This window comes from Micromonospora sp. HM134, from assembly GCF_007833915.1.
GTDB lineage: Bacteria > Actinomycetota > Actinomycetes > Mycobacteriales > Micromonosporaceae > Micromonospora > Micromonospora wenchangensis.
In genome coordinates, this window is record NZ_CP041061.1 from 4,926,041 (window position 1) to 4,947,880 (window position 21,840).

The following is a 21,840-nucleotide window of genomic DNA, read 5'->3' on the forward strand; positions in this document are numbered from 1 at the left end:
ACGGTCAGCGCAGGCAGACCCAGGCGGTGGACACCGCGTAGCCGACGGTGCGGGCACACAGCTGCACCGGGCCCGGCGGTGGGACGCCCAGCGAGAAGAAACCCACGGCATCCACCGACGCCTCGTCGTAGGTGCCGGAGGCCGTCCGGGCACTGACCCGTCCGCCACCGGACGGGGAGAGCTGCCCGACGATCCCGGCGTCGGTCACCTCGATCTCCACCAGCACCGACCCGGCGCGGAAGGACAGCGTCCGCGCGGACGCCGCGGAACGGGTCATGCCGGCCAGCTCGGCGTCGACCGCCGAGTCGAACGTCAGCTCGGCGACGGCCAGTTCCGCGTCGGCGGTACGCCAGGTGAACGCGGCCAGGGCCGCGCTGAGGTACGCCTCCGAGACCGGCCCGGTGTCCCACAGGGCCGCGCCCAGCTCCGTCGTGAGTGCCTCGTCATCCGCCGGCGGCCACGGGTCCATCCGGTTCACCCCCGTTTCGTACCGATGGTGGAAGCTCCGAGAAACTCGACGATCGCCGGGCACTCCCGCAGCCTACGCAGGCATCGTGCCTGGGTGGGCCCGATGCTGCCGACCGGCACGCCCAGCCGCTCGGCGACCTCCCGGTAGCTCATCGGCGGGTCGGCCGTCAGCAGCGCCAGCAACGCCTGACAGCGCGACGGGAGCTGCACGAAACCCGCCCGCAACGCCTGTCGACGCTCCGCCCGCAGCAACTCGTCGTCCGGGGCGGGCGTCATCGCGGCCAACTCCCGGGAGAACCCGTGGTAGCTCTCCAGGCTCTGGTCGTACGGGTCGACGGGATGGGACCGGCGGCTCAGCCGGGACAGCCGGTAGCACTCGCGGCGGGTCGTGGTGGCCAGCCAGCCCGGTAGCGCCTCGGGTTCGCGTACCCGGCCCAACTGCTCCACCAGGCGCAGCCAGACGGTCTGGTTGACGTCGGCCGCGTCGGAGCGGCTGAGGTCGTAGGCGCGAATGACCGCGTACACGATCGGGGTGTACCGGCGGACCAGCTCGGCCCAGGCCGACTCGTCCCCGCCGGCGGCGGCGGACAGCAGGTTGGTCGCGCTGGCACCGGTCACCGGGTCACCGCCCGGGTGTCGACACGGCTCATCCGACGAGCACCCCGTAGTCGGGGTGCCAGCGGGGGGCGGCGAGCAGGCTCGTGCGCGCCGCGTCCGCGCTGAGGCCGCCGGCGGTCATCAGGGCGGCGAGCCGCCCGGAGACGTGTGCGGTGGCGAACGAGGTGCCGGCCCAGATGGCGAACCCGTGGAAGATCCGTACCGGCCTGCCGGGCAGCGGTAGCTGCCCCTCGACGTAGGTGCTGTGCCGCTCGCCGACGGCGCAGGCGTCCACCCAGGGCCCGTAGCAGCTGTCGGCCGCCGGCACCGGGCCGCCGGTGGTCTGGCTCACCGCCGCGACCGCCAGCACCCGGTCCAGGGCGGCCGGCCAGACCGGTCGGCTGGTGCCGGCGTTGCCGGCCGCCGCGACCACGGCGCTCGTCGCCGGCAACGCCGCCACCGCGTTGGCCAGCGGCAGCGACGGCTGGTCGTCCAGGGTGTAGCCGCCCAGGGAAAGGTTGAACACGGTGACCTGCGGCGCGAGCCGGCTCAGGGCGGCCACCACCGACGCCTCGTCGCCCACCCCGGTCGGGTCCAGGGCCTGCTCCGGGTCGACGCGGACGCCCGGGGCGGCCTGCCGGACCACCCCCGCGACGAAGGTGCCGTGCCCGCCCTGCGGGGCGAGCACGTCGGTGTGGACGTAGAGCGGGTCCTCGTCGTCGACCTGCGGCACGTACGCGCCGCCGAGCCACTGCGGGTGGCAGGCGCCGGCCTGCTGCCAGATCCCGGTGTCGCAGATGCCGACGGTGACGCCGGCACCCTCACCGAGCCGGGTCGGGTCGGGGGGCGGCAGCGCCGCGGCGGAGCGGGGCGGCGTGCCCGGGTTTCCCATGATGTTGCCCAGCCCGATCAGCACGTGGTGGGGCTGTACCGCCGGCACCGGTTGGCCGGGCCACTGTTGGGGGTCACGCAGTTTTCCCACCACGCCGGGAATGTCGGTCTCCCGGTCGAACAGCAGCCGGGTGACACCGGCGAATCCGGTGCCGACGGTCACCGGATAATCGTGGGCACGCAGCCAGGTGGCGACCCGTTTGGCGTCGGCGTTGGCGGCGAGCAGTTGCCGGGGACGGTAGATGATCTCCCGGCCGGGTGCGGTGTACCGGCGTACGTTCTGGTCGGCGGCCAGCGCGGCCTCGAACGCCTTCTGGTAGGCGGTGGCGTCCGTGTCGCCGGCGGCGGCCGGGGCCGGACGCGGCACGACACCGAACGGCGCCGCCACGGCCAGCGCGGACAGCGCCAGGACCCGCCGTCGGGACAGCCGGCCACCCGGACCCGGCACGGTGGGGTGGTCAGACGGCGGCACGGATCCTCCATGCTCGTGAGAGAAGCGCGCCCACCGATGGTGGGCGCGGCGAATTCCCCGACCGCCAATTATTCCGAACCATCGCCGGTTGTCAATTACGGGTAACCGAGCAGGACACCCATTGACGACATTCCCGCGATGGATTCCCGACGTTGACTCACGGCTGTTCGTCGTGGACTCTCTAGGGCATGCCCGACAGCACCGGTTGCGGTGCCGCGGCGGCCCAGGCGGCGCTCGACGCCGTCCAGCGATACCCACCCGAGGCGATCAGCATCGCCCAGCGGGTGCTCGCCAGCCAGACCGCCGACGACGACGAGCGCTCCACCGCCGAGCGGGCCGTCGGGCTGGCCCTGCGCGAACTCAACGACCTGCCCGGCGCGCTGCGCCACCTGCGCCGGGCGGTACGGGTGGCCGGCACCCCCCGTACCCGGGCGCTGGCCCGGATGAGCCTCGGGTACGTGCTGGCGAACGCCGGTCGTACGGCGGCGGCGCTGCGGGCGGTGACCGCCGCGCTGCCCCAGCTCGCCGGCGCCGACGCCGGCCGGGCCCGGATGCAGCGGGGGGTGGTGCTGCACTACCGCGGGCGCTACGCCGAGGCGGTGCGCGACTACGGCATCGCCATCGACATCGCCCAACGCGAGAACGATCCGCTGCTGGAGGCCCGCGCCCGCAACAACCGTGGACTGCTCAACGCGCACCGGGGTTCCTCCGGCGGCACCGACGACGACCTCTCCCGGGCGGCGGCGGTCTTCCACCGGCTCGGGCTCGACCTGGCCGCGGCCGACGCCCGGTGGAACAGCGGCATCGCCGCCGGGCAACGCGGCGAGATCGCCGTGGCGCTGCGCTGCTTCGCCGACGTCGACGAGGAGTACCGGCGGCTCGACGTTCCGCGTCCGGCGCTGCTGCTGGACCGGTTCGAGCTGCTGCTGTCGGTGCCGCTGCTCGACGAGGCGGTCGAGGTGGCCGCCGCCGCGGTACGCGAGCTGCACCGCCGGGGCATGGCCTCGGATCTCGCCGAGGCGCTGCTCGCCCAGGCCCGGGCCGCGCTGCTCGCCGACGACCTGGACACCGCGACCGCGGCCGCCGCGCAGGCCCGGGTCAGGTTCCGGCGTCAGGGCCGCCGCACCTGGGCCGCCTTCGCCCGGCACGTCGAGCTGCGGGCGGAGTTCCGCCGGGGCACCCGGACGGCGGCCCTGCTCACCGCGATGGTGCGGACGGCCGACGAACTCGACGCCACCGGGTGGCCGGGGCCGGCGCTGACCACCCGTCTCGAAGCCGGTCTGCTGGCCGCCGCCGCGGGTCGCGTCGACCGGGCCGTGCCCCTGCTCGACGTGGCCGCGCAGGCCCGCCGTCGGGGCACCGCCTCCCGCCGCGCCCAGGGCTGGTACGCCCTGGCCCGCTCGCGTCGGCTCACCGGTGACGACGCCGGAGCGGCCCGGGCGCTGCGGCGGGGGTTGGCCGTGCTCGACCGGCACCGCACGTCGCTCGGCGCCACGGAGCTGCGGGCCCACAGTGGCACGTACGGGCGGGAACTGGCCGCCGAGGGGCTCGACATCGCGGTGCGGGCCGGCTCCCCGGCCCGCACCCTGGCCTGGGCGGAACGCTGGCGGGCCAACACCCTGCGGATGCGTCCGGCGCTGCCCCCGGACGACCCGGACCTGTTCGCGGCGCTCACCGAACTGCGGCTCGTCAGCAGCCTGCTGGAGGACGAGGTGCTGGCGGGCCGGCCGGCCCACGCCCTGCGTGGTCGGCAGGCGCGGCTGGAGCAGCGCATCCGGGACCTGGCCCGCCGGGTACCCGGTGGGACCGGTGTGGTGAACCCGCCCGGCGTGGGCGTGCTCGCCGGGCGGCTCGGCCCCCGGGTGCTGGTCGAGCTGGTCGCCCACGGCGACCGGCTCCGGGCGGTGCTGGTCCGTGACGGCCGGGCCAGCCTGCACGATCTCGGTCCGCTCGCCGAGGCGGTGCACCTGACCCGGTGGCACCGGTTCGCCCTGCGCCGGCTGGTCACCACCGGCGACACGGCGACCGCGCGGGACGGGGCCGGGCACGCCGCCGCCGCACTGGACCGTCAGCTCTTCGATCCGCTGCGCCGGCACCTCGGCGACCGTCCCCTGGTGATCGTGCCGGTCGGGGCCCTGCACGCGGTGGCGTGGTCGGGTCTGCCGACCTGCGCCGGGCGCGCCGTGACGGTCGCCCCGTCGGCCACGGCCTGGCTGCGGGCGGACGGCGGGCAGCCCCCGACCGGGCCGTCGGTGCTGGCCTGCGGGCCGCGCCTGCCGGCGGGTCGGGCCGAGGTGGGCCGGCTCGCGCAGGTGCTGCCGGGGGCGACCCTGCTCACCGGCGCGGACGCCACCGCCGACGCGTTGACCGCGGCGTTGGACGGGGCCGGCCTGGTCCACATCGCCGCCCACGGCACCTTCCGCGCCGACAATCCACAGTTCTCCACCCTGGAGCTGGCCGACGGGCCGCTGTTCGCCTACGAGTGGGAGCGGGTCGCCCGGCCGCCCGGCTGCGTGGTGCTGTCCGCGTGCGACTCGGGGCTGACCGGGGTCCGCCCCGGCGACGAGGTCATGGGCTTCACCGCCGTGCTGCTCGGCCTGGGCGCACGGTGCCTGATCGCCACCGTGCTGCCGGTGCCGGCCGACCCCACCACCGCGCTGATGCTGGACCTGCACCGGCGGATGCGGTCGGGGCTGCGCCCGGCGCAGGCGCTCGCCGACGCCCAGCGGGCCTTCGTCGCCTCCGGCGACGGCACCGCCGGGGCCACGGCGGCGGCGTTCGTCTGTCTCGGCGCCGGTTGACGCCCCGCCGGACGCGGGTCAGCCCAGCGCCGCGACCCGGGGACGCAGGCCGTCGATCAGCTCCGGTGGGGCGGCGAGCACCCGGCTGCCGCTCACCTCGACCGCGACGCCGGCCTCGACGGCGATCACCTGACCGGCCGCCCAGTCCCAGCGGAACGTGCGGTCCTCGACGTAGGCGTCGCAGCGGCCCGCCGCGATCCAGGCCAGCGCCAGCGCCGTCGAGCCCAGCATCCGCACCCCGCGCACGTCACCGGCCAGGTCGGTGACCACGGCCGCCTGCACCCGGCGGTGGGCGACGTCGTAGGCGTAGCCGGCGGCGAGGACGACCTCGCCGAGTGGGATGTCGGCGCGCCGGGTCAGCGGCGTGCCGTTCAGCATCGCACCGCCGCCCCGGACGCCGCAGAACGTCTCGTCGTGGACCGGGTCGTGGACCACCCCGACGACCGGCCGCCACCCGTCCGGTGTCTGCTGTTCACAGGCGACGCTGACGCACCAGAACGGTATCCCGGAGACGTAGTTGACGGTGCCGTCGAGCGGGTCGAGCACCCAGCGCAGCCCGGAGTCGCCGACGTGGTCGCTGCCCTCCTCGGCGAGGATGCCGTCGCCGGGGCGGCGGGCGCGCAGCAGCTCGACGATGCGCGTCTCGCTGGCCCGGTCCGCCTCGCTGACCAGGTCGGTGGGGGCGGTCTTGTAGTCGACGCGGCCGTGGTCGCCGAAGCGCCGCAGCAGTTCCCGGCCGCCGAGGCGGGCCGCCTCCTCGGCGACCCGCCGGCAGTCGTCCAGCTCGGCACCGGTCGCCATCGCGCTCTCCTCGGGTCGTCGGCAGGGCCGGTGGAGATCGTCGCACCCGCACGGGCGCGGACACCAGACGGACGCGGCGAGCGGTGGGGCCGCCCGGTCGGGCACACTGTGGACAGCGGTCGGGGAACCGACGCTCGCCGACACCCCGTCGACCCGCCCCGTCGCCATCGCCGTGGGGAGGCAGCGCGACATGGGTACGGTCGACACAGAGCGGCTGCTGGCGCGGATCCGCGACGGGGTCATCGGCGAGGGCGAGGTGCTGGACGGCCCGTACGGACCACGCCGGATCACCTACGCCGACTACACCGCCTCCGGTCGGGCGCTGGACTTCGTGGAGGACACCGTCCGGGACTGGGTGCTCCCCCGCTACGCCAACACCCACACCGAGAGTTCCGCCACCGGCCGGGCGACGGGGCGGCTGCGGGAGGACGCCCGGCGGACGATCCTCGACGCCGTCGGCGGCAGCGACGACCATGCGGTGATCTTCTGCGGTGCGGGGGCCACGGCGGCGATCGACAAGCTGGTGGGCGTCCTCGAACTGCGGCTGCCCGACGGGCCGACGCGCCGCCACGGCCTGCTGGACGGCATCGCCCCGCAGCAGCGTCCGGTGGTCTTCGTCGGCCCCTACGAGCACCACTCCAACGAGCTGCCGTGGCGGGAGACGTACGCCGACGTGGTCGTCATCGGCGCGGACGCCGACGGGCACATCGACCGGGCCGAGCTGGCCGAGCGGCTGGTCCGGTACGCGGACCGCCCGCTGCGGGTCGGCAGTTTCTCCGCCGCCTCCAACGTCACCGGCATCCTGTCCGACACCGACGCGATCGCGGCGTTGCTGCACGCCCACGGTGCGCTGTCGTGTTGGGACTACGCCGCCGCCGGCCCGTACGTGCCGATCCGGATGGGCGAGTCGACGCCGGGCGCCGCGGACGGCAAGGACGCGGTCTTCCTGTCCCCGCACAAGTTCGTCGGCGGCCCGCAGACCCCCGGTGTGCTGGTGGTGCGGCGCGACGTGCTGCGCAACCGGGTTCCGGTGGTCCCCGGTGGCGGCACCGTGGCGTTCGTCGACCCGGTCGGGCACCGGTACCTCGACGATCCGGTGGCCCGCGAGGAGGGTGGCACGCCGGCGATCGTCGAGTCGATCCGGGCGGGCCTGGTGTTCGCCCTCAAGCAGTCCGTCGGCACCGACGTCATCGCCGACCGCGAGGAGCGGCTGTGGTCGCGGGCGCTGCGCCGCTGGTCGACGAACCCGGGGATCGTGGTCCTGGGCAACCCCCGGGCGCGGCGGCTGCCCATCGTGTCGGTGCAGATCCGCCACGGCACCCGCCACCTGCACCACAACTTCGTGGTGGCGCTGCTCAACGACCTGTTCGGCATCCAGGCCCGCGGCGGGTGCTCCTGCGCGGGCCCGTACGGGCACCGCCTGCTCGGCATCGACGAGGAACGCTCCCAGGCGTTCCGGGTGGAGATCGCCCGGGGGTGCGAGGGGATCAAGCCCGGGTGGACCCGGATCACCTTCGGCTACTTCCTGTCCGACCGGGTCGCCGACTATCTGATCGACGCCGTGGACCTGGTCGCCCGGCAGGGGCACCGGCTGCTGGCCGACTACCGCTTCGACGCCCGTACCGGCCTGTGGCGGCACCACCGGGGCCCGGGGCGGTCGCTGCGCCTGGCCGACCTGGCCCGGTTGGTGGCCGGCGGGGAGCAGCCGGTGTCCCGGCGGCGCCGGGCCGGGGAGGACGCGCTGGCCGACTACCTGTACGAGGCGCGGGAGATCCTGGCCGGCCGCCGGGACCAGGTCGACGAGGGGCCCACCGGCCTGCCGGCCGGCGTGGAGGCGCTGCGCTGGTTCCACCTCCCGCCGGCCTGCACCGCCGCCGCGTCGTCGCGCTGACCGCTGGACGCGGCGCTCGACCACCCGGCTGGCCGTCCCCCGGCCGGGCCCGGGGGCGCGGTTCCTGCCCGCCGCCGGGGTCGCTACTCCGACGGGTCCGTGCGGGCGGGACCGGCGAGCGCGTAGGCGACCAGCCCTCCGAGGGCGAACGCCGCCGCCGTCACCGTGGCGGTCCGGCTGTCGGTCGGCTGGCCCTGCCAGGTGGCGACCGCTCCCCAGGTGCCGCCCTGCGGGTAGATGGCCGCGATGGTGGTCCAGCCGACCGGCAGGAACCAGGAGCGGGCGGTGCCGACCACGCTCGCGCACAGCGCGGTCAGGCCGAGCAGCCCGGCGGCGTCGCGGACCACCAGCGCCGCCGGCCCGAACCGGGCGCCGGTGTGCAGCGTGGCGAGCAGCGCCGCGAGGACGATCACCAGGCCGGCGGTCAGGTGCACGCCGCGTCGCCAGGGCCAGCGCAGTGACGCCGTCCGGTCCAGGTTCGCGTCCGGGCCGGCGAGGGTGGGTGTGAGGGCCGCGACCATCAGCAGGACGGTCAGCACGACCACCAGCGGGGTGGCGTCCCGGTCCTTGGCGAAGGCCAGGTAGAGCGTCCAGATCACCGCCGCGCCGCCGACCGCCGCGGCCAGGGCCAGGGGTACCCGGCGTGAACGCAGGTAGAGCAGCGTCCCCGTCACCGGATGCTCCTGGACAGCAGCCCCTCGGTGTCCCGGCAGGCCAGGAGGGCGTCGCGGACGGCCGTCACCCGGGCCACCGCCTCCGCCTCGGGCAGTGCCCGCAGGCCCTGCCACAGGGTCCTGGCGTCGGTGGTGATCGCCGGGTCCTCCTCGATCATGCCGGGGACCAGCCCGACGTCCGAGCGCGGCTCGCGGCCCATGAGCCAGTAGGCCGCCGCCCGTTCTACCGTCTCGTTGCGGTTCTGGCAGTCGCTGTCGTACGGGACGCCCAGCCCTCTGACGACCTCCAGGGCCACGACGTCGGGGTGGGCGAGCCGGCCCCGCTTGTCGATCCGGACCTCGACCGTGACGACCCCGGCGGGGGTGGCCGGCGGGTCCTGGCGGTACGAAATCGTGTGGGTGTCCTCGTGCACGGCGGTCGGCGCGTTCGGTAGTTTCGCCAGCGCCGTGAGGCCCTCCCGGGCCGGCGGGGTGATCGTGTCGAGCACGGTGGCGTGGACCCGGCTGACGCACACCGTCGGGGTGTCGTCGGTGCAGACCAGCTCCCGGGCGACCGGGTCGACCGGCCAGGTGAGCACGTCCCGGTCGTTGGGGAGGATCGCCGTCGCCACCCCGACGCCGAGCAGCACCGGCAGCACCGCCATCGCCCGGAGTCGCCAGCCGTCGGCGACGAACAACAACAGGCCGGTGACGGCGAGCGTGATCATCGAGATCGCCAGCGCGCCGCTGACCCGGTTGTCGATCGTCTGGTAGTCGTGGAACCCGCCGGAGCCGTGCGCCGGGGAGATCGCCGCGGCCAACCGCTCCGGGGGCGAGATGGTGGCGAAGAAGACCAGCAGCACGCCGCCCACCGCCAGCGCCGGGGCGGTGACCAGGGCGGGCAGCAGCCGCCCGATGCCCAGTCCGAGCCACGCCGCGGCGACCAGGGACAGCGCGCCGACGGCGGTGACGACGACGAAGTTCAGCAGCGGCAGGTACGAGGCGGTGGTGACGATCCAGACGATGCCTGCCGCCGTCACCAGCAGGTAGGCGACCGCGAGGGTGAGGGCCATCGTGCCGAGCACCGGCAGCATCCGGGCGGTGCGGGGCCGGGCGGTGGTGGCGAACAGTTCGCCGACCTTCGCCCGGTGTTCCCGGCGGCCCTGCCAGGCTCCGGCCGCGAGGGCGAGCGGCCACAGCAGGAGCAGGTACTCCCGGATGGCCAGGGCCAGGGCCATCCAGCCAGTCGACCAGCGGCCGGTCGCCGCGTACAACGCCCCCACCCCGACCACCACCGTGATCAACCCGGCGCCGAGCGCGGCGGAGCGGCGCAGTTCGATCCCCATGACGCCCACGCGGGCACCCCGCTTCCCTTCGGGCCGCCGGGCGGCGGCAGCGTGCACGTCGACGGTTCGCCCGCTCATCGGGTGGCCTCCGCGCGGTGCTGACGCAGCAGCGCGGAGTAGCCCCGCTCGGCCGGGCTGTCACCGGCGTGGCCCGCGTCGCCCTGCGCGGCGAGCACCTCGGGCGTGCCCCGCCACACCAGGCGGCCCTCGTTGACCAGGACGACGTCGGTGCAGGCCGCCACCACGTCCTCGACCAGGTGGGTGGAGACCAGCACGCAGGTGTCGGTGCCGAGGTCGCGGAGCAGCTCCCGGAAGTCGAGCCGCTGTTCCGGGTCGAGGCCGACGGTCGGCTCGTCGAGCAGCAGGAGCCGTGGGTCGTTGACGATGGCCTGGGCGATGCCGGCGCGGCGCAGCATGCCGCCGGAGAGGGTCTTCATCCGGGCGTCGGCCTTGGCGGTGAGCCCGACCCGGTCGATGGCCCGCTGCACCGCTGCGGCGACCCCCGCCTTGGGCATCTCCTTGAGCCAGGCCATGTAGCCGACGAACTCCCGCACGGTGAACCGTGGGTAGTAGCCGAAGTGCTGCGGCAGGTAGCCCAGGGCGCGGCGGACCGCCCGCAGCTCGGAGCGGCCGTCGACGGGGTGTCCGAGCAGTGTCAACCGGCCGCCGGCCGGGGACACGACGGTCGCCAGGGCGCGCATCAGGGTGGTCTTGCCCGCGCCGTTGGGCCCGAGCAGCCCGTGCACGCCGGTGGGCAGGGCCAGGTCGAGGCCGTTGACGGCGAGGTGCCGGCCGGCCCGGACCTGGAGGCCTTCGGCGTGGATCGCCCAGGGATGGGTGGTGGTGGTCGTTTCGACCGCGCTCACCGCACGCATCGTCGCTGTCTCCTTCGGTAATTGCCAAGGGCAGGGTGGCGGTCCGGCCGGGTGGCCGTTCCGCGAGGTCACAGGTGGGGTCAGTCGCGGTGGGAGAGCCGCCGGAAACCGTCGATCCGGAGCAGGGCGACGACGGTCAGGACGGCCGTGACCAGGGCCCAGGTGCGGGCACTGTCGGCCGACAGCACCACCGGCATCCGGGCGGCGATGAGGCTGGGGGCGATCACCGCGAGCGTCCAGGCCACGATGAGGCCGAGCGCGGCGCGGCGTACGCCGACGAGAGTGCCCAGCAGCAGGGTGGCGGCGGTGAACGCCAGGCAGGGCAGCAGCAGCAGTGCCAACGACGCCCCGGTCCCGGCGCCGACCACGGCGAGCGCGGGGATGACGAACGCCAGCACCGCGGCCGTGCGCCGCAGCAGCATCGTCAGGCCGGCGGCGGGCGTGGCCGCGACCAGTTCCCAGGCCGGGTCGGCCCGACGGTGCCAGGCGACCGCCACGCCGGGCAGCGGCGCCAGGGGGGCGATCAGCAGCACCACCGAGGGCAGGCCGACCCACAGCGCGCCGAGCAGCGCGGCACAGCCGAGCACCGTCACCGTCATGACCAGCCAGGGCAACAGGGTGCCGACGAACCAGCGGTGCCGGGTCACCGACCAGGACCGTCTGCGGCCGGCGGGAACCGGGGTGGCCGCGATCTCCCGGTCGAGGGCCGTCGCGACCAGGTCGATCACGGCCCGGCTCTCCGCCGTGGTGCTGCCCGCCAGGCGGGCACGGCAGTCGGCGCAGTCTTCGAGGTGCACCTCGATCGCCCAGACGCTGGACTCGTCGAGACCGGGATCGCCGGTGGCATAGCGGTCGATCTGGGTCAGGCTGGGGTGGGTGGTCATGACAGCGCCTCCCGTAGGGCGACCCGGGCCCGGCGGACGCGGGACTTCACCGTGTTTTCCGGTACGCCGAGCAGCACCGACGCCTCGCGTGCCGAGAGCCCGTCGAGGACCGTGGCCCGGAGGGCGGCCCGGACGGCGGGCGGCAGGGTGAGCAGGGCCTGCTCCAGTTCCTGGCCGATCCGGGCGGCCATCACCTCGTCTTCCGCGGCGGGGGCGGTGCTCGGCGTCAGTTCCACCTGGGGCACCTGGCCCCGGCGGGCGCGGCGGCGGAACGCGTCGACCAGCCGGTGGGCGGCGATGGTCCACAGCCAGCCCACCGCGCTGCCCTGTGCCTCGCCGCCGGTGCGCGTCCGGGTGCCGGCGAAGCTGCCCGCTGCCCGCCAGACCGCCAGGTAGGTGTCCTGGAGCACCTCGGCCACCACGTCGGGGTCGGCGCAGCGGCGACGCAGCCGTACCTCGAGCCACGGGGCAGTACGCCGGTAGAGCTCGTCGAACGCCTGGCGGTCGCCACGGGCGACGCGTCGTACGAGTTCACCCTCGTCGTCTGCTTCCACGTCTGTCCTCACACCTGGTAAGACGACGGCCGTACCGGATCGGGTCCCCAATCGGCGTGACCGGCGTCACATCACCGCCGGGGTCGGGCTCCCCCATCCTGACGTACCCGCCGGGGGTGGGTCGGTGGGCCGCCGCGCGGCCGGCCTGCCGCGCCGGTGCAGGTCAGCGCTGCTGGGCGGGGAACGCCGGCCGGGCGGTGTCGTGGGACACCGCGTCGCGGTCGCGCTGCGCGACGATGCTGGCGGTGATCTCGTCGGGCGGCACCGGACGGCCGAAGTGCCAGCCCTGCCCGTTGTCGCAGCCGGTCGCGGTCAGCCGGAGGGCCTGCTGGGCGGTTTCGATGCCCTCGGCGGTCACGACCAGGCCGAGCCGGTGCCCGAGGGACACGACGGTGCGCAGGAAGTCGTCGTCCGTGCCGGGACGGCGGGCCCCCGGCCGCCGGACCGGCTGCGCCGACGGGCGGGTCAGGCTGGCGTCGAGCTTGAGGCCGTGCAGCGGCAGGGAGCGGAGGTTGGCCAGGTTCGCGTAGCCGATGCCGAAGTCGTCGATGACGATCCGGACGCCGAGGGCCATCAGCGCCGCGAGGGATTCCGTCACCACGCCGGTCAGGTCGATCACGGCCTGTTCGGTGACCTCCAGCTGGAGCAGGTGGGGCGGCAGGCCCGTCCGGTCGAGGATCTGCGCCACCTCCCCGGCCAGTCCGTTCTGGCGGAGCTGGCGTACCGACACGTTCACGCTGACGTACAGCCCGGGTTGGATCCGCTGCCAATCGCTGGCCTGCCGGCACGCCTGCTCCAGCAGGTGGCGGCCGAGCGCCACCACGAGGCCGGTGTGTTCGGCGAGGTCGATGAACCGGGCGGCGGTCAGCAGACCGAGCTGGGGGTGCCGCCAACGGGCCAGCGCCTCCACGCCGGCCAGCCGCCCGGAGCGCAGCGCGGCGATGGGTTGGTAGGCGGCGGTGAACTCGCCACGGTGCAACGCCGCCGGCATGGCCGCCGACAGCCGGTAGCGTGCCGCGTCGGCGGCGCTGCGGTCCTGGTCGAACCGGCGCAGAGTGGCTTTTCCGTCGGCCTTGGCCCAGTGCAGCGCGATCTCACTGTCCCGCATCAGGGTGGCGCCGTCGTCGGCGACGGTGCCCTCGGCCACTCCCGCGCTCGCCGTCAGGGGCACCTCGGTGCCGTTGACGCGGAACGGGGCGGCGAGCGTGGCCAGGGCCCGGTCGGCGATCTTGATGGCGTCCTCGGCGCAGGTGGTGTCGCGGACCAGGATCGCGAACCGGTCGCTGTCCAGTCGTGCCACCAGGTCGATCCGCGGGTCGGTGAGGGCGGCGAGGCGGTTGGCGATCTCACGGAGCAGAAGGTCACCCACCTGGTGTCCGAGGACGTCGTTGACCGCCGCGAAGTCGTCGACGTCGAGGCAGCAGACCCCGACCCGGTCGACCGGCACGGCGGCGGAGCAGAGTCGTCCCAGTTCCTCGGTGAACCGGGTCAGGTTGGGCAGGCCGGTCAGCTGGTCGTGGGTGGCGAAGCGGCGGAACCGGGCCTCGCTGACCCGCAACGCCTCCTCGGCCTGGGTGCGGGCGGCCAGCGCGGCAAGCCGGACCGTGTCCTGTTCCCGCAGGCTGCGGTCGTGCGCGGCGGACGCGAAGCCCGCCGCGAGGTCCGCCAGCAGGCCGTTGAGCCGGGTGGCGCGGGTGGGGTCGTCGGCGACTCCCAGCGCGGCGAGCAGCCGTGCGCCGATGACCGCGATCGTCCCGCCGAGCGCCTCCGGCGAGCCGAAGCCGGCCGCCACCAGATCGGCGCCGATCCGCTGGCCGTCGCCGGGCCGTACCGGGTCGGTGAGGACGGCGGCGACGAGCCGGTCGGCCAGTGCGCTGACGATCCGGTGCCGCTGCCCGGCGCTGATCGGCACGTAGTGGGCCCGGTGCAGGGCGGTGGCCCACGCCGTGACGAACTCCTCGACGCCCGGCCGGTGCCGGTCGTCGATTCCGTCGGCGTCGGGCCGATCGCTCACCTGCGGCGTCCGACTCCGACGTAGAAGCTCATCCGCTCCGGGTGCTCGCCGACCTCGGCCGGTGACTCGGGACGCCACAGCGGTGACCACACCACGCCGGGCTCCACCAGGTCGAGACCGGCGAAGAAGTCCTCCACCTGGGCGCGGGTACGGGCGGTGACCGGCGTGTTGGTCCGGCCGCTGAGCCGGGTGCCCTCACCCATCTCGTCCGGTCGGCTGTCGGTGGTGACGTGGCTGATGGCCACGCAGCTGCCGGGGGCCAGGGCCGTCCACAGTCGCTTGATCAGGCCGTACGGGTCGTCGTGGTCGGGGACCGCGTGCACCACCGAGACGAGCAGCAGGCCGACGGGCCGGTCGAGATCGAGCAGCCGGCGGGTCTCCGGGTGTTCCAGGATGGCCTCCGGGTGGCGGAGGTCTTCGAGCAGGGCGACCGCGTTGGGCTGGCCGGCGAGGATGTGCGTGCTGTGCGTCACCGCCACCGGGTCGATGTCCACGTAGACCACCCGGGCGTCCGGGTCGACCTGCTGGGCGATCTCGTGCACGTTGCCGACGGTCGGGATGCCGGAGCCGATGTCGAGGAACTGCCGGACGCCCTGGTCGAGCATGAACCGCACCGCGCGGTGCAGGAACTCGCGGTTCGCCCGCGCGACCAGGCGGAGGTCGGGCACTGCGGCCAGTGCCTGGCGGGCGAACTCCCGGTCGACCTCGAAGTTGTGCGAGCCGCCGAGCCAGTAGTCGTAGGCTCGCGCCACGCTCGGCCGGCTCAGATCGACATCCGCTGGCGCCCACTCCGGCCGTTCCATCGTCGCCCTTCCCACCACCACAGAGACGTGACCGCCGCCACTATAGTCGGATATATTCCACTCCCGCACCGCACCGCGATCACGGTGCGGAGACCACGGCGTCGACCGCCGACCGTCTGTCCACACGGTACAGACATTGACCGTCGCGCGCGCCGCGCGGCCCCGGGAACCGGTCCGGACACCGGCCTGCGGCGGGGCCGTCCGCCACGGTTCACTCAGCCGCCGTTCAGGTTGCGTTGGTAGCTTGCCGGCCCGGCGGCTTCCACAGTGGATGCCGCTGAAGTCGTTGCCGGACAACGGTTTCGTGTAGTTCCTTCGGGTCCGTGGTCAGCGCGGGCCCGGCGGCCGTCGAGGGAGAGGTTCGTGGTGTTCAAGAAGATGCTGGGTGCGTTCGGGGTGGGCGGCCCCAGCGTCGATACGGTCCTGTCCAATCCGAGCACCCGCCCGGGGCTGACGCTCACCGGGCAGGTGAACCTGACCGGCGGCAGCCACGACGTGGAGATCGACCAGATCACCGTCGGTCTGGTCACCCGGGTGGAGGTGGAGGGCGCGGAGGAGGAGTACGACGCGCTCGTGGAGTTCCACCGGGTGCCGGTCGCCGGTGGCCTGTTCCTGCGTGAGGGGCAGCAGCTCAGCCTGCCGTTCCAGGTTGCGGTGCCGTGGGAGACGCCGGTGACCGAGCTGAACGGTCAGCACCTGCCCGGCATGACGATGGGTCTGCGTACCGAGGTGGCCGTCCGGGGCGCGGTCGACAAGGGCGACCTCGATCCGGTCTACGTACACCCGCTGCCCGCCCAGGAGCGCGTCCTGGAGGCGTTCGGCCGGCTCGGTTTCGCGTTGAAGGCGGCTGACCTGGAACGGGGCCACATCTCGGGGCTGCACCAGACGCTGCCGTTCTATCAGGAGATCGAGTACTACGCGGCGCCGCAGTACGCCCACGCCGTCAACGAGGTCGAGCTGACCTTCGTCGCCAACGAGCACGGGGTGGACGTCGTGCTGGAGTTGGACAAGCACGGTGGGCTGTTCACCGGTGGACACGACTCGTACGGCCGTCACCACGTCGCCCACGGTGACGCGCACGGGGACTGGACCGCGCAGGTCGACGGCTGGCTCCGGCAGGCCGTCGACGGCCGGCAGGGTCCGCACGTCGGCGACGGCTATGCCCCGCCCGCACCGGCCTACGGGACGCCCGGCTACCCGCCGCCCGGCTACGGCGCACCCGCCTACGGCCAGCCCGGCTACGGGCACGCGGGGTACGGGCACTCCGGCGGCCACCACAAGGAGGAGCGCCACGACCACGACGGGCCCGGCATGGGTGCGGTCGCCGCCGGTGTGGTCGGTGGCGCGGCGCTCGGCTTCGCCGGGGGCATGATCGCCGACGAGATCTTCGACGACGAGGACGAGGGCGGCGACGAGGACGACGGCGGCGACGAGGACGCCTGACCCTCCGCTCCGGTCCACTGTGGATCGGACAGGGAAATCATGATCTAATTCAACTAGTTCGTCCGGATATGGTCGTAATTTTCGACCAGGAGTCAAGGAGTGTGCATGCCCGCAAGCGCCGACCTCACCACGCTGGTTGACAAGGCATACCAGGACAAGACCCTCACCGAGATCGTCGACGCCCCGGTGTCCGCCCTCGCCGGGGTCAGCGACGGCGACGCCAAGCTGCTCAAGGAGGCCTTCGGCATCACCACCGTCGGCGACCTCGGCCGCAACCCGTACTTCCACACCGCCAACGCCCTGGTCGCCCTCACCGGCGCGAAGTGAGCCCACCCGGTGGTCCGGGGCTCCCCGGGCCACCGGGCATCCGCCCGTGCCGACCACTGCCGGGCGGACCGCGACGACGCCGGCACGGCGGATGCCGACGGGCGCGCACGACCGTCGTGCCGGATAATTGCCCGATGACAAATCCTGACCTCGACCCGGACGTGTACCCACCCCTCGACCCTCGCGAGCCGGTGCCGGACGACGTCGGCGAGCTTCTTCCCGATACGCCCGGCGAGCTGCCGGAGGCGCCGGTCGAGCCGATGCCCGACGACGGCGATCCGGGCGGCGTGCCCGAGCCGGCCTGACGGCGGGCCCGGCCGCACGACCGGCCGTCGTCCGGTCAGGCCCCGGTCGGCGCGGGTGACGGTCGCGGCAGCGGAGGGGATGTCGATGCCGCCGACAGGGGCGTCGGTCAGCGGCCCCGACCGGCGGGAACGCGCCCCCACCGTGCCAGCTTGCGGGGGTTGCGGACCACCCACAGGTGCCCGACCCGGCCGGTGCCGGTCGCGGCGAGCGCGAGCACGGCGAGGACACGGCCGTGCCGGTCGGTGGCGACCAGACCCGGCTCGCCGTTGACGGACGTCTCGTCGACGACCAGGTCGGGTTGCCGGTCCCACACACCCAGCAGGAAACCGGCGACGGCCTGCGGCCCGTGCAGCGGCACGGCGGAGGCCGAGACGAGGCCGCCGCCGTCGGTGATCGCGGTGGCGTCCGGATCGAGCACGTCGACCAGAGCGGCGAGGTCGCCGGTCTGCCAGGCGGACCGGAACGCCCGCACCGCCGCCGCGTGCTCGGCCGGACGCACCCGCGTACGGCGTTGTTCACGGACCCGACGCCGTGCCGACGAGGCGAGCTGCCGGCACGCGGCCGGGGTGCGGCCGACGATCTCGGCGATCTCGGGGTAGGTGAACCGGAACACGTCGTGCAGCACGAACGCGACCCGCTCGGCCGGGGTCATCGCCTCCAGCACCACCAGCAGGGCCATCGACACGGAGTCGTCCAGGCTCACCCGGTCGGCGGGGTCGGCCACCGTCGAGGCCACCTGGCTGCTCCAGCCGGTAGCCGGGAGGGGTTCGGGGAGCCACTCGCCGACGTACTGCTCCCTGCGGGCCCGCGCCGTCGTGAGCATGTCGAGCCCGATGCGGCCGGCGGTCCTGATCAGCCAGGCGCGGGGGTTGGCGACGGCGTCGCGTTCCCCGTCGCTGAGCCGGTGCCAGCGGATGTAGGTCTCCTGCACGGCGTCCTCGGCGTCGGCGAGTGAACCGAGCAGGCGGTAGCTGAGCCCCAGGAGCACCCCACGCTCGCGGGTCACCGGGTCCGGCGACGCCGGGTGGCCCGGCACGGCGTCCTGCGGCACCGTCTCCTCCCTCCCCCGGCGCAACGACCGCCGCGCGCCGCCCACCGCTATCGGATCACGTCCGGCGCGGCGGGCACCGCCTGACAGTTCGCCGACCCGCGTCGTCTACCTCACAGAGCGGGCGGTCCCGCCCGCTCACCCGGCAGCTCCGCGCGGCGTCGGGTGCGGCCCGCCGTGGCGGCACCACCCGTGGGGAGCGCGTACGAAGGAGAAGGCGATGCCCGGCCCCGTCACGTTCATCAATGTCATCGACGTCGAGCCGTCCCGGCAGCAGGAGGTGATCGACCTGCTGGTCGAGGGCACCGAGAAGGTGGTGTCCCGGCGGCCCGGCTTCGTCTCGGTCACCCTGCTCGCCAGCCTCGACCGGACCCGCGTCGTCAACGTCGCCCGGTGGCGCAGCGCCGACGACGTCAGGGCCACCCAGGCCGACCCCGAGGCGGCCGAGTACGCCCGGCGGACCGCCGAGCTGGCCCAGGCCGGCCCCGGCCTCTACACCGTCGTCGGCGAGTTCACCGCGTGACCCCGACGGCGGGTCGGCCGGCGACCGGCTGACCCCGGGGCCGGAGTGGCCCGCCCGGCCGCTCCGGCGTACCCCCGGCCAGCGCCGACGTCCGCCAGGTCGGATAGTTGGTGGTGCCCGGCCCACCCGGCCGGGCACCACCGGATCTTTCAACAATCTGTTGACGAACAGGGTGTTGAAAGCACAGGCTGGCGACGTGCACGAGGACGACGGGCGGCACAGCGCGGCCGACGCCGAGCGGTGGGCGCGCAGACGGTTGACCGACCGCGGCGGCCGGGACCTGCCACGGTTGCCCTGGCTGGCCGACGGGCAGCCCCACGACGCGACCACGTTGATCCGCCAGGCGCTGTGGCGGGCCAACACCGACCGGGCCGCGCTGGAGCTGCCCGAGGACCTGCTGGCGGCGATCGCGCTGCTGGCCGCCGCACGGGCCGAGGTGGACCAACTCGAAGCCGGCCTGCTGTTCGTCGCCCGCGCGGAGGGGCTGACCTGGGCGCAGATCGCCCGTCCGCTGGGTCTGCGGACCGCCCAGGCGGCACAGCAGCGGCACGAGCGGGTGCTGTCGCGCCGCGGTGCCGACGCCGGTTCGTGAGCATCGTCGCGCTCGCCGACGCCGACCCGTCGTGCGGCCGGAAGGCGTACCGGCTCGGCGTCGCGCTGCGCGCCGGACTGCCCGTACCGGACGGGTTCGTCGTCACCGGTCCGGCGGTCGAGCCGCAACGGATCGCCGAGCAGCTGGACCGGCTGGGCGGCGGGGCGGTCGCGGTCAGGTCGTCGGGGTTGGCCGAGGACACGTCGACGGTGTCGTTCGCCGGGCAGTTGGAGACCATCCTGGGTGCCCGCAGCCTCGACGAGATCCTGGTCGCGGTGCGCCGGTGCGCCGCCTCACCGGGTACGGAACGGGCGCGCAGCTACCGGGCACGTCTCGACCCCGGTGGCGACGGGCCGGCCGCCGCACCGGTGCTGGTGCAGACCCTCGTGGCGGCCGACCACGCGGGTGTGCTGTTCACCCGTGACCCCCGCACCGGTGCCGACGTCGTCCTGATCAACGCCTCCTGGGGGCTCGGTGAATCCGTGGTCTCCGGCGCGGTGACCCCCGACGAGGTGGTCGTGGCCCCGCCGGGGGACGTCGTCCGGCTCACCGTGGGGACTAAACAGACCCGCCTCGACCTGCGCGGGCACGGTCTGGTGCGGTCCCCCGTGGCCGAGGCGGACCGGGCCCGTAGCTGCGTGCCGCCCGACGGGGTGGCCCGGCTCGTCGCCCTCGGCCGGCGCGCCGAGGGCCTCTTCGGCACCGCCCAGGACGTCGAGTGGGCGGTCGCCGACGGCCGGGTCTGGCTGGTGCAGGCCCGCCCGGTCACCACCCGGGGCGGTCCGGCACCCGCGACCGACCCGGCCGTGGCCGTCCCGCTGGTCACCGGTGTGCCCAGCAGCCCCGGTCGGGCCCGGGGACCGGCCCGCCTCGTCCGGTCGGTGGAGGACTTCCGCCGCGTCCGGCCCGGCGACGTCCTGGTGTGCCGGACCACCGACCCGGCCTGGACCCCGCTGTTCGGGCTCGCCGCTGCCGTCGTCACCGAGACCGGCGGCATCCTCAGCCACGCGGCCATCGTCGCCCGGGAGTTCGGCATCCCCGCCGTCGTCGGCGTCGACCGGGCGATGACCGCCCTGACCGACGGCGATCCGGTCACCGTCGACGGCACCCACGGCACTATCAGCGGAGGGCATCACCGATGACCCACCCCTCACCGACCGACCTGCTCGCGCTGCATGCGGTACGACTCACCGGCTTCGCCGACAGTCCCACCGTCGCCGCCCGGTTCCGCCTCGACCCCGACCGGACCCACGAGGACCTCCTCGACGCCCAGGCGTACGGCTGGGTCAGCCGGTCGTCCTTCGCCGACCTGGCCGGGTGGTCGCTCACCACGGCGGGCCGCCGGCGCAACGAGGCGCACCTGCGCGACGAACTCGACCGCGTCAACGCGCACGACGCCGTCGCCCGCGCCCACGAACACTTCGTGACGCTCAACGCCCGGGCGGCCCAGGTCTTCACCGCCTGGCAGCTACGACCCGACGAGGCCACCACGACCCTGCACGACCTCGCGGAGCTCGCCGAGGGGCTCCACGATCTCGACCGGTCCCTGACCGCGTGCCTGGCCCGCTTCGCCGGCTACCACGACCGGTTCACCCGGGCGCTCGCCCGGGCCGGCGACGACCGGGAATGGATCACCGGCGTGGACGTCGACTCCTGCCACCGCATCTGGTTCGAGCTGCACGAGGACCTGATCGCCACCCTCGGCCTCACCCGCTGACCGCACCACGACCGACGCCGGCGGCTGGCGCGCTGCTGGGACACTGCGCTCATGAGTCAGGGTGTGCCCGGCGTGCCGTCCGGCCGGTGGTGGGGCGCGTTGCGGATCGCCCTGGTCCTGCTGTGGCTGCTCGGGGCCACGATGACGTGGTGGACTGCCCCGCGCCAGCAGGACTACGACCGGGCCAGGGCGGACGTGGTCGCGGGCCGGGTGACCGCCTACCAGTGGGGTGACCGGTGGGAGGTGGACCGTTCACCCCTGTGGTTCGGTTCTGCCAGCCTGTGGGCCTCCGGCAGCTACGGGCCGCTGTTCGCGTGGAAAACGCCCGACGGCCGGCTGCACTGGACGGACACCGACCGGTTCGGACAGGTGACCACCACCGGCGCCGTCGAGCAGGAGAGCTACTCCGGACCCGGTGCCGTCGGCATCGCGCAGGAACTGCGGGCCGCCGGGCTCGAACACCGGGCCGGTGACGTCCAGTCACCGATGTCCGTCGTCGGCGGGGCCGGCCTCCTCCTCGCCGTCGTCGCTCTCGTCGTCGTGGTCGCCGGCCCGACGCCGGTCCGGGGCACCCGGTGGTACTGGTTCTGGTTGATCTGCCTCAGCCCGTACGGTCTCGGACTGCTGCTCTGGACGGCCCGGGAGCGGCCGTGGTCACGGTCGGCGGCGGCGGTGGCCGCGCGGAACCCGACGTATCCGTGGGACCGGGGCGTTCTCGGCTTCGGCATCGGCATACTCGCGGCGGTTCTGCTCGGTGCCGCCCTGCTGATCCTCCATGACGTCCTGGGCGACTGGTGGGTGCCGCGACCTGACGCCTAGCGGCGCCCGGTCCCC

The 21,840-nt window shown here is 74.5% G+C and carries 22 protein-coding genes; 10 read left to right on the forward strand and 12 right to left on the reverse strand.

Annotated features, from left to right (window positions below; genetic code table 11):
• Nucleotides 1-4: 4 nt before the first annotated feature.
• Genes FJK98_RS21125 through FJK98_RS21135 form a run of 3 tightly spaced genes read right to left on the reverse strand, consistent with a single transcriptional unit; the run spans nucleotide 5 to nucleotide 2,428 of the window.
• Nucleotides 5-469 carry a hypothetical protein gene (locus FJK98_RS21125; RefSeq protein WP_145920578.1) on the reverse strand — a complete coding sequence of 155 codons (465 nt, stop codon included), beginning with the start codon at nucleotides 467-469 and terminating at the stop codon, nucleotides 5-7.
• 5 nt (nucleotides 470-474) lie between these two features.
• Entirely contained in the window at nucleotides 475-1,086 is a 612-nt protein-coding gene (locus FJK98_RS21130) for an RNA polymerase sigma factor (RefSeq protein WP_168222524.1), read from the reverse strand.
• Between the two features lie 28 nt (nucleotides 1,087-1,114).
• Nucleotides 1,115-2,428 carry a S8/S53 family peptidase gene (locus tag FJK98_RS21135; RefSeq protein WP_240762213.1) on the reverse strand — a complete coding sequence of 438 codons (1,314 nt, stop codon included), beginning with the start codon at nucleotides 2,426-2,428 and terminating at the stop codon, nucleotides 1,115-1,117.
• A gap of 188 nt (nucleotides 2,429-2,616) precedes the next feature.
• Here FJK98_RS21135 and FJK98_RS21140 point away from each other — a divergent pair, with 188 nt between their 5' ends.
• Entirely contained in the window at nucleotides 2,617-5,229 is a 2,613-nt protein-coding gene (locus FJK98_RS21140; protein WP_145920579.1) for a CHAT domain-containing protein, read from the forward strand.
• A gap of 18 nt (nucleotides 5,230-5,247) precedes the next feature.
• Here the strand turns inward: FJK98_RS21140 and FJK98_RS21145 are convergent, their stop codons facing one another.
• Nucleotides 5,248-6,030, reverse strand: coding sequence for an inositol monophosphatase family protein (locus tag FJK98_RS21145; RefSeq protein WP_168222525.1), 783 nt, complete (start codon nucleotides 6,028-6,030; stop codon nucleotides 5,248-5,250).
• 190 nt (nucleotides 6,031-6,220) lie between these two features.
• On the opposite strand from FJK98_RS21145, the gene FJK98_RS21150 reads away from it, so the two are divergent.
• On the forward strand, nucleotides 6,221-7,921 hold the full coding sequence (locus tag FJK98_RS21150) for an aminotransferase class V-fold PLP-dependent enzyme (RefSeq protein ID WP_145920581.1): 1,701 nt from the start codon (nucleotides 6,221-6,223) through the stop codon (nucleotides 7,919-7,921).
• Nucleotides 7,922-8,004: 83 nt separating this feature from the next.
• On the opposite strand, the gene FJK98_RS21155 is transcribed toward FJK98_RS21150, so the two are convergent.
• From FJK98_RS21155 to FJK98_RS21185, 7 genes are all read right to left on the reverse strand, one after another.
• Nucleotides 8,005-8,595, reverse strand: coding sequence for a hypothetical protein (locus FJK98_RS21155; RefSeq protein WP_145920582.1), 591 nt, complete (start codon nucleotides 8,593-8,595; stop codon nucleotides 8,005-8,007).
• Entirely contained in the window at nucleotides 8,592-9,998 is a 1,407-nt protein-coding gene (locus FJK98_RS21160; RefSeq protein ID WP_228543097.1) for a hypothetical protein, read from the reverse strand. The genes FJK98_RS21155 and FJK98_RS21160 overlap by 4 nt, the downstream gene beginning before the upstream one ends.
• A complete protein-coding gene (locus FJK98_RS21165) occupies nucleotides 9,995-10,795 on the reverse strand; it encodes an ABC transporter ATP-binding protein (protein ID WP_145920583.1) in 801 nt (266 codons plus the stop codon). Before FJK98_RS21165 ends, FJK98_RS21160 begins: the two co-directional genes overlap by 4 nt.
• A gap of 80 nt (nucleotides 10,796-10,875) precedes the next feature.
• Complete coding sequence (locus tag FJK98_RS21170) at nucleotides 10,876-11,679, reverse strand: hypothetical protein (RefSeq protein ID WP_145920584.1); 804 nt, start codon at nucleotides 11,677-11,679, stop codon at nucleotides 10,876-10,878.
• Complete coding sequence (locus FJK98_RS21175; protein WP_145920585.1) at nucleotides 11,676-12,233, reverse strand: RNA polymerase sigma factor; 558 nt, start codon at nucleotides 12,231-12,233, stop codon at nucleotides 11,676-11,678. Before FJK98_RS21175 ends, FJK98_RS21170 begins: the two co-directional genes overlap by 4 nt.
• Nucleotides 12,234-12,396: 163 nt before the next feature.
• Complete coding sequence (locus FJK98_RS21180) at nucleotides 12,397-14,247, reverse strand: bifunctional diguanylate cyclase/phosphodiesterase (protein ID WP_240762215.1); 1,851 nt, start codon at nucleotides 14,245-14,247, stop codon at nucleotides 12,397-12,399.
• Nucleotides 14,244-15,050 (reverse strand): SAM-dependent methyltransferase, encoded by an 807-nt coding sequence (locus FJK98_RS21185; RefSeq protein WP_145920586.1) that lies wholly within the window; start codon nucleotides 15,048-15,050, stop codon nucleotides 14,244-14,246. The genes FJK98_RS21180 and FJK98_RS21185 overlap by 4 nt, the downstream gene beginning before the upstream one ends.
• 363 nt (nucleotides 15,051-15,413) lie before the next feature.
• Here FJK98_RS21185 and FJK98_RS21190 point away from each other — a divergent pair, with 363 nt between their 5' ends.
• The 3 genes from FJK98_RS21190 (at nucleotide 15,414) to FJK98_RS33295 (ending at nucleotide 17,125) form a co-directional block, all read left to right on the forward strand.
• Nucleotides 15,414-16,493, forward strand: a complete 1,080-nt coding sequence (locus tag FJK98_RS21190; RefSeq protein WP_145920587.1) for a sporulation protein — start codon at nucleotides 15,414-15,416, stop codon at nucleotides 16,491-16,493.
• Nucleotides 16,494-16,598: 105 nt separating this feature from the next.
• Nucleotides 16,599-16,820, forward strand: coding sequence for a hypothetical protein (locus FJK98_RS21195; RefSeq protein WP_145920588.1), 222 nt, complete (start codon nucleotides 16,599-16,601; stop codon nucleotides 16,818-16,820).
• Between the two features lie 134 nt (nucleotides 16,821-16,954).
• Nucleotides 16,955-17,125, forward strand: a complete 171-nt coding sequence (locus FJK98_RS33295) for a hypothetical protein (protein ID WP_168222526.1) — start codon at nucleotides 16,955-16,957, stop codon at nucleotides 17,123-17,125.
• Nucleotides 17,126-17,232: 107 nt separating this feature from the next.
• On the opposite strand, the gene sigJ is transcribed toward FJK98_RS33295, so the two are convergent.
• A complete protein-coding gene (gene sigJ, locus FJK98_RS21200) occupies nucleotides 17,233-18,177 on the reverse strand; it encodes an RNA polymerase sigma factor SigJ (protein ID WP_205789110.1) in 945 nt (314 codons plus the stop codon).
• Nucleotides 18,178-18,394: 217 nt separating this feature from the next.
• On the opposite strand from sigJ, the gene FJK98_RS21205 reads away from it, so the two are divergent.
• The 5 genes from FJK98_RS21205 (at nucleotide 18,395) to FJK98_RS21225 (ending at nucleotide 21,825) form a co-directional block, all read left to right on the forward strand.
• Nucleotides 18,395-18,697, forward strand: a complete 303-nt coding sequence (locus tag FJK98_RS21205) for an antibiotic biosynthesis monooxygenase (protein WP_145920589.1) — start codon at nucleotides 18,395-18,397, stop codon at nucleotides 18,695-18,697.
• Nucleotides 18,698-18,893: 196 nt separating this feature from the next.
• Nucleotides 18,894-19,289: a hypothetical protein gene (locus FJK98_RS21210; protein ID WP_145920590.1), complete on the forward strand. Its 396-nt coding sequence runs from the start codon at nucleotides 18,894-18,896 to the stop codon at nucleotides 19,287-19,289.
• Complete coding sequence (locus tag FJK98_RS21215) at nucleotides 19,286-20,431, forward strand: PEP/pyruvate-binding domain-containing protein (protein WP_145920591.1); 1,146 nt, start codon at nucleotides 19,286-19,288, stop codon at nucleotides 20,429-20,431. Before FJK98_RS21210 ends, FJK98_RS21215 begins: the two co-directional genes overlap by 4 nt.
• Nucleotides 20,428-21,006, forward strand: a complete 579-nt coding sequence (locus FJK98_RS21220) for a transcriptional regulator (RefSeq protein WP_145920592.1) — start codon at nucleotides 20,428-20,430, stop codon at nucleotides 21,004-21,006. Before FJK98_RS21215 ends, FJK98_RS21220 begins: the two co-directional genes overlap by 4 nt.
• Nucleotides 21,007-21,057: 51 nt before the next feature.
• Nucleotides 21,058-21,825, forward strand: coding sequence for a hypothetical protein (locus tag FJK98_RS21225; protein ID WP_145920593.1), 768 nt, complete (start codon nucleotides 21,058-21,060; stop codon nucleotides 21,823-21,825).
• Nucleotides 21,826-21,840: the final 15 nt, after the last annotated feature.